General features: G+C 49.2%; 8 protein-coding genes. 2 read left to right on the forward strand and 6 right to left on the reverse strand.

What is annotated here, in order from left to right:
- From BUB73_RS05960 to BUB73_RS05975, 4 genes are all read right to left on the reverse strand, one after another.
- On the reverse strand, nt 1-1,500 hold a 1,500-nt coding region (locus BUB73_RS05960; protein WP_073284381.1), incomplete at its 3' end, for a fumarate reductase/succinate dehydrogenase flavoprotein subunit.
- Between the two features lie 15 nt (nt 1,501-1,515).
- Nucleotides 1,516-2,352 (reverse strand): succinate dehydrogenase cytochrome b subunit, encoded by an 837-nt coding sequence (locus tag BUB73_RS05965; RefSeq protein ID WP_073158434.1) that lies wholly within the window; start codon nt 2,350-2,352, stop codon nt 1,516-1,518.
- A 63-nt stretch (nt 2,353-2,415) separates the two neighbouring features.
- Complete coding sequence (gene ndk / locus BUB73_RS05970; protein ID WP_073158432.1) at nt 2,416-2,868, reverse strand: nucleoside-diphosphate kinase; 453 nt, start codon at nt 2,866-2,868, stop codon at nt 2,416-2,418.
- A gap of 43 nt (nt 2,869-2,911) precedes the next feature.
- Entirely contained in the window at nt 2,912-4,990 is a 2,079-nt protein-coding gene (locus BUB73_RS05975) for a peptidyl-prolyl cis-trans isomerase (protein ID WP_073284384.1), read from the reverse strand.
- Nucleotides 4,991-5,218: 228 nt separating this feature from the next.
- On the opposite strand from BUB73_RS05975, the gene BUB73_RS05980 reads away from it, so the two are divergent.
- Together BUB73_RS05980 and BUB73_RS05985 are read left to right on the forward strand one after the other, a co-directional pair.
- The gene (locus tag BUB73_RS05980; RefSeq protein ID WP_073284386.1) at nt 5,219-9,115 is read left to right on the forward strand and encodes a translocation/assembly module TamB domain-containing protein; all 3,897 of its coding nucleotides are present in this window, start codon (nt 5,219-5,221) and stop codon (nt 9,113-9,115) included.
- Nucleotides 9,112-11,115, forward strand: coding sequence for a BamA/TamA family outer membrane protein (locus tag BUB73_RS05985; RefSeq protein ID WP_073237626.1), 2,004 nt, complete (start codon nt 9,112-9,114; stop codon nt 11,113-11,115). The genes BUB73_RS05980 and BUB73_RS05985 overlap by 4 nt, the downstream gene beginning before the upstream one ends.
- A 20-nt stretch (nt 11,116-11,135) precedes the next feature.
- Here BUB73_RS05985 and BUB73_RS05990 read toward each other — a convergent pair whose 3' ends face one another.
- The gene (locus tag BUB73_RS05990) at nt 11,136-11,996 is read right to left on the reverse strand and encodes an ABC transporter ATP-binding protein (protein ID WP_254795009.1); all 861 of its coding nucleotides are present in this window, start codon (nt 11,994-11,996) and stop codon (nt 11,136-11,138) included.
- A gap of 35 nt (nt 11,997-12,031) precedes the next feature.
- Nucleotides 12,032-13,315, reverse strand: a complete 1,284-nt coding sequence (gene glyA / locus BUB73_RS05995) for a serine hydroxymethyltransferase (protein WP_073284389.1) — start codon at nt 13,313-13,315, stop codon at nt 12,032-12,034.
- Between the last annotated feature and the right edge of the window lie 78 nt (nt 13,316-13,393).

Consider the following 13,393-nt stretch of genomic DNA (forward strand, 5'->3'; position numbering starts at 1 on the left):
ATCGTTAACAGTGCGGTGACCCTTGATGGAAAGGAGCTTGGAAATCTTTTCTGCGGTCTGCTTCTTGCAGTCTTCGAAAGCAGGATCAGATTCGGAAACCTTTTCCAGCTTGGTGCCTGCGAAGTAGCCACCGATGGTGAACGGAATCACGAAGTAACCATCGGAAAGACCCTGCATCAAAGCAGAAGCACCGAGACGGTTAGCACCGTGGTCAGAGAAGTTTGCTTCACCGAGAACGAAGCAACCCGGGATGGTGGACATCAGATCGTAGTCAACCCACAGACCACCCATGGTGTAGTGGATGGCCGGGAAGATGCGCATCGGAACCTTGTACGGGTCTTCGTCAACGATCTTTTCGTACATCTGGAAGAGGTTACCATACTTAGCAGAAACACCTGCAACGCCCATGCGCTTGATAGCGTCTGCGAAGTCCAGGTAAACTGCGAGGCCGGTGTTGCCTACGCCGAGACCGGCGTCGCAAACCTGCTTAGCGTTACGGGAAGCCACGTCACGAGGAACGAGGTTACCGAAGCTGGGGTACTTTTCTTCGAGGTAGTAGTAACGATCTTCTTCAGGAATCTGGTCCGGAGAACGCTTGTCGCCAGCCTTACGGGGAACCCAAATACGGCCATCGTTACGGAGAGATTCAGACATCAGAGTCAGCTTGGACTGCAGGTCTCCATGACGGGGCAAGCAGGTCGGGTGAATCTGAGTGTAGCAGGGGTTAGCAAATGCGGCACCCTTCTTGTAAGCGCGGAATGCTGCAGTAACGTTAGAACCCTGAGCGTTGGTGGACAGGTAGTAAACGTTACCGTAACCACCGGTGCAAAGGCAGACTGCGTCGCCAACGTGGCTTTCAAGTTCGCCAGTCACCAGGTTACGAACGATAATACCGCGAGCCTTGCCATCGACAACCACGAGGTCCATCATTTCGCGACGAGGAAGGAGAGTTACCTTGCCTGCTGCAACCTGGCGCATGAGAGCCTGGTATGCACCGAGGAGGAGCTGCTGACCGGTCTGACCGCGAGCGTAGAAGGTACGAGAAACCTGGGTACCACCGAAGGAGCGGTTGTCCAGGAGGCCACCGTATTCACGGCCGAAGGGAACACCCTGAGCGACGCACTGGTCGATGATCAGGTTGGAGTTTTCGGCGAGACGATGAACGTTGGCTTCACGAGCGCGGAAGTCACCGCCCTTAACGGTATCGTAGAAAAGACGATAGACAGAGTCACCATCGTTCTTATAGCTCTTAGCAGCATTGATACCACCCTGGGCAGCAATGGAGTGAGCACGACGGGGAGAGTCCTGAATGCAGAAGGACTTCACATTGTAGCCCAGTTCTGCGAGAGAAGCTGCAGCGGAAGCACCAGCAAGACCGGTACCCACCACGAGAACGGTGAACTTACGCTTGTTAGCGGGGTTCACGAGCTTCAGTTCAAACTTATGCTTGGTCCACTTTTCTTCAATGGAACCACCAGGAATTTTAGAATCGAGAATCATTAGTTATGGTCTCCATTAAACGTTGGTGGAAATGATGCCGACAGAGGGAACGACGAAAGAAGTCTTAGCTTCGGAAGCGGCCTTCTTCTGTTCCAGCTGCTGCTGGAGTTCATGAGACTTGGCGCGGAGAGCTTCGGTTTCCGGCTGATGAGCGATGTAGCAGGAGAATGCAGCTTCAACAGCAAAGCCGATTGCAATCACGATGCTGTATGCAATGCCGATAACTTCGATAACCGGAGTCCACTTCTGGTGAGCAAGGCCGAGAGTCTGGAAAGCAGAAGAAATGGCATGGAACAGGTGGATGCCGATAACGAGCATGGCAACCAGGTAGAACACGGTCCAAACCGGGTTAGCAAACATGTCGATGGTGGTGAGCCACATGTCGCGGACGATTTCGCCGGCAGCGTTCTGGTACAGGTAGTGAGCACCGAACTTGAGGTTAGCGAGATGCTGGATGCCAAAGCCGAGAATGATAAGGCCGGTCCAGATCATGGTGAAGGTAGCGAAGGACTTGTTACCCTTGCGAGCGTTGACTTCGTAACCCACAGCGCCACGAGCCTTCTTGTTTTCGAGCTTCAGCAAAACGCCGAGACCGATATGGAGACCGAATGCAGCAACCATGCCCAGTTCCATGAGGTAAATCAACTTTACCGGGAAGTGGAGCGGGTTGAAGCTGGTCAGGAATTCAGTATAGGCATTGTAGGATGCCTGTGCTGCAGACTGATCAAAGTTCAGCAACTGGAGGTTGCCGCACATGTGGACGAGGATGAACAGAGCGAGGAACGCACCAGAGCATCCCATGATCTGTTTCTTACCAATGGAAGAGGTAAGGTACTTAATGATCCATTGCATTGTTTTGTGTCTCCTTGAGGGGGTCTTTTTTTGTTTGTAATTCTAACAGACCTTAAACTGCCGTTAGAGGATGCAGCAAGCCTTCTTGCTTGCAGCTTCGTAGGCGTAGCGGTCTTCCTTCTTGAACCAGAAGTCCAGTTCGCGTTCTGCGGATGCAGGACTGTCGGAGCTATGGACAACATTTTCGGTCATGGAAGGAGCAAAATCGTAGCGGAGGGTACCGGGTTCTGCCTTAGCCGGATTGGTAGCACCGTTGATAGCGCGAACCTTGGCAATGGCATTTTCGCCACCCAGAGCGAGCATCACGGAAGGACCCTTAGTCATGTAGGCTTCCAGTTCCGGGAAGAAAGGCTTCTCGACGTGTTCGGCATAGAAACCGCGAGCGTCAGCAGAAGTCATCTGATGCATCTTGATAGCGCAGACGGAGAGGCCTGCAGCTTCGTAACGGGCAATAATTTGACCAATCAGGCCGCTCTTCACGGCGTTGGGCTTGATCATAGCGAATGTCATTTCCATAGGGTATACCACCTTTTATTGTGAGTGCGTTAAATATAACTCTTTATTCTTCGGCGCTGATCTTCTTGAGCAGGTCGTCGGCAAGTTTTCCGTCTGATTCAATGTTCTGCACCAGCCAGTCCACCGACTCCTTCAGTTCGCTGTTCGGATATTTCTGTTGGAAAGTCTTGAGGACCTGGAGAGCCTCATCGTTCTTATTGAGATTCTCGCTCAAGATAAAACCGCGGCTGAACAAGGACTTTTCCGCTTCAGGGCTATCGGGGAAGATTTCGTAGCAAGCCTGATACTCCGCTTCAGCTTCTTCAAAGCGGCCAGTCTCGTTATAAATTTGAGCGCTTTCGTAGATAGCCAACTTCACAAGAGAATCGTTTTCGCCATAGGCAAAAATCAAATTGCGATAGGCTTCCAGTGCTTCATCATTCAAGCCTTCCTTACGCAAGGAATCAGCGTTGGCCACCAGTCGATCAGCCAAGATCGTAGGCTCCCATTCCTGGATACTGCTATCGTAGAAGTGAAGCACAGCAGACTGGTAACTTTCAGCAGCAAAGCGGGCTTCACTCATATCGCTCTGCATCCTCCAGTTCTGTCTGAAGAGGACCGGAAGAGTTTGTTTGAAATCAAGTTTAAAGTAGCTAGATTTTTTACTCAGGAAATATTCGTGTCTAAGGATATTCATCGGGAACATTGCTGCGGCACGAACCTCACTGCGTCCCTGTTCAAAGGAATATTCCTGATGCACGGGGCTTCCATAACGTTCGTAGAAAGCCTTCAGGGAATCTTCGCTAACTTCTACGTTCTGACGTTTCTTAAAGAAGTAGTTATCGAAGATGAAATTTCGACGGGCTGCACGCACCAAGGCGCGGTATTCCCAGGTTTTATCCAGTTTCAAATTCAGGGCAGCCTTGCTGAACAGCAGTCTTTCTACAACCATGCTAAACAAGTGCTGATGGTTGCGAGCATTGACCTCGGCCATGAAATCCCTTTTGCAAATACGCTTCAGTTCCCCTTCAGTCAGCAAAGTTTCACCATTTTCAGACAGGAGAACATAGGAAGAATCCACATCAAAGAATTCTCCGCTAGCCAACCCCTGCTTGATAGAGGCTTCAACGCGATCAAAAGTCTTTTGTTTCGGCTGAACCAGGGAAGACAGATAGAATACGTGGTAGGCATTACCGACATCGGCCTTGATTACAGGCGATACAAAGCCTGCATCCTTGCCATTCAAGGCGGCACTCAAACCAGAAACCATGCCAATACCGTACGGCATGGCAAAGCCGTCCTTGACGTAGCCGACAAAGCCGCCTTCCTTGGCGGTAGCTTTATTTGCACTCTTTGTGGAAGCGATTTTCTTGAAATTTTCAAGGTCAGTGGTTTCGTTAAACAGGGCTGCCAGGGCAACGGAATCTGTTCCCTGCACATGATACAGTTCATAACCGGGGGCAGTCATGAACATATCCATATGCTTTTCGTAGAAAGCCTTCGGTTCCGGCTTAGGCAATTCATGGAACGTCACATGAAGGTCTGAGGCGAGGTTCCTTGCAATCTGTTCCTTGAGTTCAGAACGGTGGAGTTCAACGAACTTGGTCTTCCAAGTTATGGAATCTTCTCTGGACGTAGAGCCCATCAAGTGTTCTTTCAAGTAAGCATTCAAGGCTTCCTTGGAATGAGACATATAGTATTCGCAGGCAACAATTCCCTGAATGACACTAAAATCAGGAAGGGGCGCCTCTTCAAACAGGCTGCGATGTTCGTCATAGAAATGACGAAGTTCCGGTTCGGAATAAGTAAGGCGTTCATTCAGGTAGAAACGCTGATAGACGGAAGCAAGCAGCTTGGGCTCAATCAAACCGAGAAATTCTTCCCATTCCTTGTTCAACTCGGGGAACTGTGTCAAAGCCTTGGAAACGACGGCTTCCTTCGCATAAACATTTTCGTAGAGACGCTTGTTCAAAGGTTCCTTGGAGGAAATGGAATTTTTCATCAAGAGAACAAGGTCTTCTCGATAGACGACTTCCTTATCAATGCGAGCAAGAATGGTATCCTTATCCCCCACACTGTTGCAGCCAGTCAAGGCAAACAGATTTAGGAGACTCACAGTAAAAAAGGCAAAGCGGAGTTTCATGTAACCTCTTGTTTCCGGCGGGCTCCAAAGCCCAATAATAGCGCACTGAATATAGTAATAATAATAGGTAAAAAAGCAAAATTTCCGCTCAAATTACAGGTGTGCGCCCGATATCGGAAAGCGACAATAAAACACTACACAAAAAAGCACTTGTGTACAAATTACGAGCCGTTTTCATAACTTGTTGACCATCAACGAATTATCGCATTTTCTATACTTGGACTCAGTTTGAAAAAACGCAAACAGACATTCTTTGGAACAGCATTTTTTGCAACTGCTGCAGTAGGCGCCATCGCTCTTGGCGTCTGGTTTGTTCATGCGTTTGTGGAACGCTACCTTTCCACCCCACACACTTTTTCCGGGGTAACGATTACCCCCTACGGCCACAACGCGCAGTCCCTGTTAGAGCATTCCTTCGATTCCCTTTTCATTTCGACGGACTCTACCGAAGTAAAAATCATAAACCCTAACCTGGACATCACCATTCTTGGAGAAAACCGGGGGCTAAGCCTGAAAATGGACCATGTGGATGCATTCATCGCCATTCCACAAAGCGACACCCTTTCCGCGACAAAAGATACCACCAACCCTGCATTCCCCGACAACCTTAGATTCCCGGCAAACGTTTCAGTCAACATCGAGGACGCAAACATCAAGCTGTCCGACGGAAAGTCCTGGAACGCCAAGGGGCTCAGCGTACAGAACAACGGGGAATACGCGCTCAACGTAGGAATCAGGCAAGTCAACGGAGACTTCGTAAGCAACCCCGCCTCAGTCAAGATGAAAGGGGACTTCGCAGGGGCAAAGCTGACTTTAGAGGCAAGCGTAAAAACAAGCAAGGATTCCGTCCAGATCAAGGCAAACGTTCCCAAGAAGGACATGAGCCGAATCAAGGCGAAGACCAACATTTCTGTAAAGAACCCCGCCGAATGGTTGCCGTTCAAGCTCCCCGAAGAGATTCCTGAAATCGGTAAAATCGATGTCGTTGCCGAGGCAACCTTAGACACCCGAAAGGAAACTGTCTTCTACAACAGCACCATCCGCACACGAGTCGGAGCCCTGTGGCCACTGGAACCGGAACGAGTGACAATCAAGGTCCAGGGAAATCAGGAAAAGATTAACGCAGACATTCTTCTGCAAAACGACGAAGGCGGCTCCATCCACCTTGCCGGAGATTTCGACACGAATCTTAACGGACACGTAGAAGGCAAGGTCGAAAACATGAGCGCCCTGTACGGACCGCAGATGATGCCTATGGACGTAGACATTCGTTCCGCCGACATAAACGACATGGTCATCCGAGCCTCCCTGGAAACAAGACAGGGGTCCTACGTCAATGGAACAATCGACTTGAGGGATTCCCTGATGATTACATTCATCGGAGACATCTCCCCTTACGAACCTTGGGCTCTGGACTGGACTCACGGAAACTTGACCTTGGGCGGAAGACCGCAACTTTACGGAACCTGCGACGGACACAAGCTCCGAATTCTGGCGAAGTTCGACACCGTTGCCTACGCCTATCACATGACGGCCGATTCCATGCAAGTCACCCTGGATCTTGACACCAAGGGAATTGATTTTTCAAAGGGTGTCATCTACACCCCGAATGAAACGTTCGATTTCGATGGCGACGTAAAATGGAATCATGAACGTCCTCACACCTCATGGAACATCACTCAACGACATGGCGGTAAGGCCAGCGCCTATATCGACATCGGAGATTCTATCGCAATTGATGTCAGCGCAGACAAGGCCATCATTGCAACAATACCCTTTGCGGATTTGTCCATATCAGACCGAATTAGAGGCCGCGTGAGCGGAATGTGGCATTGGAATATCGACGACTCCACTGGATTCGCCAACGTTACCATTGACGGCGAAGTGGCCGAATACAACATGGTTGCAGACGTAATCGCAAGACAGAATAAGGACACGATTTTCATTGACAGAGCCCATAGCATTTACAACAGGAATGAAGTAAACGCATACGGTTCATTCATATTGCCCAATGATTCGAACCCGGATTTCAAGCCCACTCCCTTCCTTCCCATCCAGGTTCTCGAAGCAAGTATTTCCTCAAATGACTTCAGTATTCCGCTCCTGCTAGAGCCACTAAACGACAGCACCTTCGCCTCCGGTATGCTCTCGGGCCAATTGTCGTTCAACCAGAATACAGGCGTTATGGGGAACCTGGACTTCTCCAATATCGAGTTTAACGACCTCTCGCCAGATTTGCTCCGAATCAAGAAGTTGAACATCTTTGCAGAAAAAGACAAGGTCGAGCTAAATTCCTATCTGGACATTGGCCGTGGTGGTTGGACAGGAAACACGCAGATAATCATCGATCATATTTTTGACGACAGGCGACACCTCAGTTTCTCTCATGGAAGTGACAATGGTGGCACTTTATGGTCGGAAGGCTTCATCGACAACGACTTGAAGTTCAAGGGTACCGTTGACGCAAACGGTTCCTGGTACATTCCCGGAACTATCAGCGAAATCACCAACACGGACCTCCATGTCGACATTACCGCAGACATCCGCAAGGGATTCAAGGGAATTACTGCAGACATCACCGCAGATTCCACTCGATATAACCCGCCCAAGATGAACGTTTCCTTCCCCATCAGTTTAAGAGGACGCATTGAAAACGGTCTACTGGACATTTCCTCCGCCAAGACAACCAATCGCAATAACGAAACTATCGAAGCTACATTAAAATTCCAACTTGACAGTCTAAAGCTTAATGCCATTGACGTTAGGTCAGACCGCTACACGATTGAGATGGACCAGCACAAGCTGGTTCTGGAAGGTATCAGCGGGCACCTTGAAGATGGAGACGAAAATCTCACCATAACCGCAGACATTCCAAAGATCACCTACAATTTTAACGATGACGTTATTGGACAGGCTGAAGCATTAGCCAGAGGCGACATTGCCTACATTATCCCCCATAGCAAGGCGGGCCAGATTCAAAACAACACCATCGCAGGAAACATCCTTATAGACAAACTCGTTTATTATCGCGATCTTGATATCGAAGTTACACCTTCGGCCATTGACAAATACATCGCCATGTTCAACAACGGCGTCGCCAAGTTAAAGAAAAAAGAAGTTCAAGAAGAAAAGCTCTCTACGGCAAGCCCAATCAATCTTTCACTTCATATTAGCGATTCCCAAAGGGATTCTGTTGGTATCGTGACACCGTTCGCTACCTTCCCCGTTACTTTGGACATCTGGGTCTTGGGCAATACCACAAGGCCCTTGCTCAGAGGTGACATTGCAAATACGAACAACGGATTTATCGGCATCCACGAAGTCTACGAATTCAACTTGAACTCCTTCCAAATTTCTTGGAACGATGTGCCCTGGCAAAAGGGCGTTATCGACGTAACCAGTAGCCAGGATCTTCCCTATTGTAACGAAAATTCAGAAAGCGTTAACGAAACCTGTCCTATCAATTTGGACATTCAGGGAACAATTACCAATCCCCAGCCCATGCCATCTTCGAATTGCGGTATCGAATCATCCCCTGCGGTAATTTACTACAACGTTCTCCTAGGCTGTATTGCAGACAAAGGCGGCGAATCCGCAGACTGGAACCGAATCGCAGGCAAGGCAATCGGCAAGGTTATTTCAACAACGGCAAACAAGACTCTTGGCGGCGACTACATTGGCGACATTGACATGAAGGTGATGCTGTTTGAAAACACCACCACCAGCGACAAGGATTCCAGCTACTTCAAGATTCCGGTTTCATTAGACCGCTGGGTAAAAAATTTGAGTCTGGTATTCGGCTATACCAAGGACCAGAGCGTAAACCCCACCTACGAACAATCCGTTCAGTTCGGAGCTAACTACACACTTCCTGTATTCCAGGAAGCTGAATACTCCCACAAGAACCACATTGCACCGGCATTATCACTTAACGCCCTATTAACCAGAAAGCAATACCTGACCAACTCCGGTACAGAACGCGACGATGACCGACTTGAAAAGAATATCGGCATCAACTATGTCTACCGTTATTGGAACCCCTGCTTGCTAGGAATCGGCCGTTGTGAAAGCATAGGTAGCCAGCATACCCAAAATCAGGATTCCAGGGAGGACACATCCAAATGAATAAATTTCTAATCCTCCTCTTGGCAATGATTGCGTTTTCATGGGCAGCAGACGATGTAAAGCATCCCTGGTTTGTACAAATCTCCGGAAACAAGGCGTTCTCTAATTACCAGTTAGAAGAACAGCTCGACGTTCCCGAAGAGTTCGGCCAGATGGACACCACAAAGCAAGACTTCCTCATGAGACTTTCTATAGAGAACATCAAGGCTCTCTATTACTCTAGAGGTTACTACAGCCTTGACATGGCACTCAACATCCGCAAGGACACAACCTCGGAAGGTATTGTCCAGAGAGGTTATATCATCCACATCCGAGACGGCGAACGTTACAAATTTAGCGGTGCAAAAATCATCGTTCCCGAAGAAGCAAAATTGGAAATTGACGAAAGCAAATTGAACATTTCAAAGGAAAACTATTACAACCAGGAAGACATCTCAGAAGACCTGCAGGAAATCCAGCGCGTATACCGCAAGGAAGGCTATCTTCACGCCTATCTTTCTTCCATTGAAATGTTGGATTCCCTACACAAGAAGATATTTGTCGAGATTACAATTACCCCAGGTGCCAAAGTCCTGATGGGAAACATGATCAGCACCAGCTTCCGTTCCGCCGACAAAAAACTGCAGGGGCCAACGGAAGCAGGACTTACGGATACCGCCTGGCTTTCAAGCCTATGGAAAATCGAACAAGGCGAACTGATTGACGGAAACCAGTACAATTCATTCAAGTCGAAACTGTTCTCGACCCAGTTGTTCACTCAGGTAAAAATGAGCGACACCCTCCGCGAAGACGGTCTGTCTGACGTATATCTAAACGTAACGGAGCGTGTACCCGGCGAAACTCGTTACGGATTCTTCTATGAAGAAATCTACGGATTCGGAGCCTTGGCCTACGCTCGTCACAAAAACTTCTTCGGTCACTTCCACGAATTTTCATCAAGTGTTCAAATTGCACAACACAAGCAGGAAGCCTCCATCGGTTACGCAAACCCGCTACTTTTCGGAACATCCGTAAGCTTTATTCCCACAGCAATCCGTTTCGACAACCGACTGACATTAAACCACGAAAAAATCACGCAGCCCGCCTACGATGACCGATACGAAGAACGCTACGAAATCATCAACCGAGGAGACATTACCTTCGGCATTACCAACCATATTAGATTCCGCGGTACGATCGATACCCGATACGTTTCCAAAGCCAAGGATACCGTACTTGTCGTAAGCAAGGAGAATTCAGGCACCGCAGACATCAGCGATACAGCAAGCCTCTCAAGTTCACAGGACTCTTTGCTAGAAACGCAAAATAAAGATAAGTTGCTTAAGCTAAAGGGTGAAATTGCCCTTACATTTGACTTTACCAACGACTATTTCAACCCCACCAAGGGAATCCGCCTTGCCCCCACATTCGGCGCAGGAACGAACTGGGACGGCGATCTGAAATCATTCAACATGAGAGGCGATCCCTACACCTACGGCGAAATAACAGCAAACGCCTACCTCCCCCTATTCTGGACATTTTTCGGAGCAATTAGTGGAAGTACGGGCCGCTTCTTCGCAAAGGCCCTGGAAGAAGACGCACGCATTTTCTACCAGGGCGGTTCCCGATCCGTTCGCGGTTATAAATTCAGACATATTTTTGCCAGCCGAGATTCTATCATCTACACAGGGCAAGAATCTTCCATCAAGGCAGACACAATCATCAACACGGGCCTTACCCCCACCTACTTCAGATTCAACGAAGAAATCCGCTGGATGTTCCCCTGGAAAGGATGGAGACACTGGCAACTCGTACAATTCTACGACTGGGCTAAAGTAACCGACGATGAAGACGACATCTACACATCAGCCCGAAATGAAAGCCTTGGCCTCGGAATTCGCTATAGTTGGCAATTCCTGACTTTCCGACTTGATTACGCCTTCAAGAAAAATTTGACCGATTGGAGTGCAGAAGGATTCGCCTGGAGCAGATTCGCCTTCGACCTATCCCACACGTTCTAAAGTCAAAACTTATATCGGGATTAGACGTTCTCTTTATAGATATCCGCAAGAGAGGATCCCGCATACCTTATAGAAACCGAAGGAAGGCCAGCGCTTTCTAAAGCACGCTGAATCAGCTCCTGGGAAACATCCTGTTCAAAGGACAAGTCAAAATTTTTGCCCTTTTGCAAAGGAGAGTGCGCATTAGAAGGAACTGCCCCCGCCTTCAGAATCTTGCCATGGTTCACAATGGCATAATCTGTAGCTTCCTGATCCATTTCGGCAAGGATATGGGAACACACAATGGCGGTGCCACCATCCCGTTTACGCCAATCCGCAATAAGGCGCCAAACCGTTTCGCGGGACATTGGGTCCAGATTAGCTACAGGTTCATCAAGAATCAATAACTTTGGATTATGAATCAGGGCTCGCAGGATTTGAACCTTCTGACGGTTCCCCAAGGAAAGAGCGGAAAGTTTCGTCGACAAGGCAGGCAACTCCAAGTCCCTGGCAAGGGATTGCAAACGGGTACCGCATTCGCCACAGCCGTACATGCCCGCAAAATACTTCACATATTCTTCAACGGAAAGCTTCGGGTAGACGCCAGGATTTTCAAGGAGAATTCCATAGGACTTGGGGTCAAGAAAGCCGTTAGGCCCGCGGAATCCTTCCGCAATATTCAAGGTTCCCTCATAAGACGCGAAACGACCGCAAAGCAATCGCAACAAGGTCGTCTTCCCCGCCCCATTGGGGCCCAGCAACGCAAAGAAACTCCCCTGGGGAATTTGAAGATTCACCTGGGAAAGAGCCTCTACAGCCGCCCTCGGATAGCGAAAGGAAACGTTTTCAAGCTTGATTGCGTCCATGTTCAGAATATAGAAAAAAGACCCCAAGTCGCTCATAGACGACTTGAGGTCTTTTCAAAAGCGCGAAGCGCTTATGCGTAAAGCGGGTGCTTCTTGCAGAGGTCGATGATTTCCTGACGGATAGCCTTCAGGCCTTCTTCGTTGTCCTTGTTCTGGATGCAACGGTCTATGATCTGAGCTACCAGGCGGGAATCGTTTTCGTCGAAGCCACGGGTAGTGATGGCAGCGGTGCCAAGACGTACGCCGGACGGATCCATGGGCTTGCGAGTGTCGAACGGGATGGTGGAACGGCTGCAGGAGATGCCAACCTTTTCCATTGCGATTTCGGCATCCTTACCACCGATACCCTTGGAAGTCATGTCCACAACCATGAGGTGGTTATCGGTACCGTCGGAAATGATCTTGTAACCGAGCTTCATCAATTCGTCGGCCATAGCCTTTGCGTTCTTGATGATGTTCTGGGCATAGGTCTGGAATTCCGGCTGGAGAGCTTCGAGGAAGGCAACAGCCTTACCAGCGTTGATGTGGTCATGGGGACCACCCTGCATACCCGGGAACAGACCTGCGTCGATTGCCTTGGGCAGGGAGACTTCCTTTTCTTCACCCTTGACGATCTTCTTGATCATCTTGTCCTTGCACATGATGATTGCAGAACGGGGACCGCGGAGAGTCTTATGGGTGGTGGTGGTGACGATATCGAAGTAGGGAACCGGAGATTCGATAGCCTTACCAGCGATGAGGCCAGCAACGTGAGAAATGTCAGCCATGGTGAGAGCGCCAACTTCGTCGGCGATTTCCTTGAACTTCTTCCAGTCCAGGTTGCGGCTGTAAGCGGAGAAGCCAGCGAGGATCAAGCGGGGCTTTTCCTTAAGGGCGATTTCACGGACCTTGTCCATGTCGATGCGGCCAGTTTCCTTATCCACTTCGTACTGGACGAAGTTGTAGAGCATACCGGAGAAGTTCACCGGATGGCCGTGAGAAAGGTGTCCACCGTGGTCCAGCTTGAGGCCGAGAACCTTGTCACCCGGCTTGAGAACGCCCATGTAGACAGCGGCGTTTGCAGGAGAACCGGAAAGGGGCTGGATGTTTGCGTGGTCACAACCAAAGAGCTGCTTGCAACGTTCGATTGCCAGGGCTTCCATCTTGTCGATCACTTCGTTACCACCGTAGTAGCGCTTGCCAACGTAGCCTTCGCTGTACTTGTTGGTCAGCACGGAACCCATAGCTTCCATGACGGCCTTGGAGGTGTAGTTTTCGGAGGCGATCAGTTCGATGCCATATTCCTGACGTTCGGCTTCTTCCTTGATGATGTCGAAGATTGCCGGATCGGTCTGCTGCAGAGTAGATTTAAGCATTAGTAGCTCCTTTGAGTTTACGGACGTAAAAATAGTATTTTAAGGCCGTTTTTTAAAGATTTTTGCCGTTTTTTGCTT

This window comes from Fibrobacter sp. UWH6 (assembly GCF_900142465.1).
Classification (GTDB): domain Bacteria; phylum Fibrobacterota; class Fibrobacteria; order Fibrobacterales; family Fibrobacteraceae; genus Fibrobacter.

Bases quoted from the DNA above. Each gene is read 5' to 3' on its own strand.
- BUB73_RS05965 (WP_073158434.1), bottom strand. From the start codon at position 2,352: ATGCAATGGATCATTAAGTACCTTACCTCTTCCATTGGTAAGAAACAG.
- ndk (WP_073158432.1), bottom strand. From the start codon at position 2,868: ATGGAAATGACATTCGCTATGATCAAGCCCAACGCCGTGAAGAGCGGC.
- BUB73_RS05975 (WP_073284384.1), bottom strand. From the start codon at position 4,990: ATGAAACTCCGCTTTGCCTTTTTTACTGTGAGTCTCCTAAATCTGTTT.
- BUB73_RS05985 (WP_073237626.1), top strand. From the start codon at position 9,112: ATGAATAAATTTCTAATCCTCCTCTTGGCAATGATTGCGTTTTCATGG.
- BUB73_RS05990 (WP_254795009.1), bottom strand. From the start codon at position 11,996: ATGAGCGACTTGGGGTCTTTTTTCTATATTCTGAACATGGACGCAATC.
- glyA (WP_073284389.1), bottom strand. From the start codon at position 13,315: ATGCTTAAATCTACTCTGCAGCAGACCGATCCGGCAATCTTCGACATC.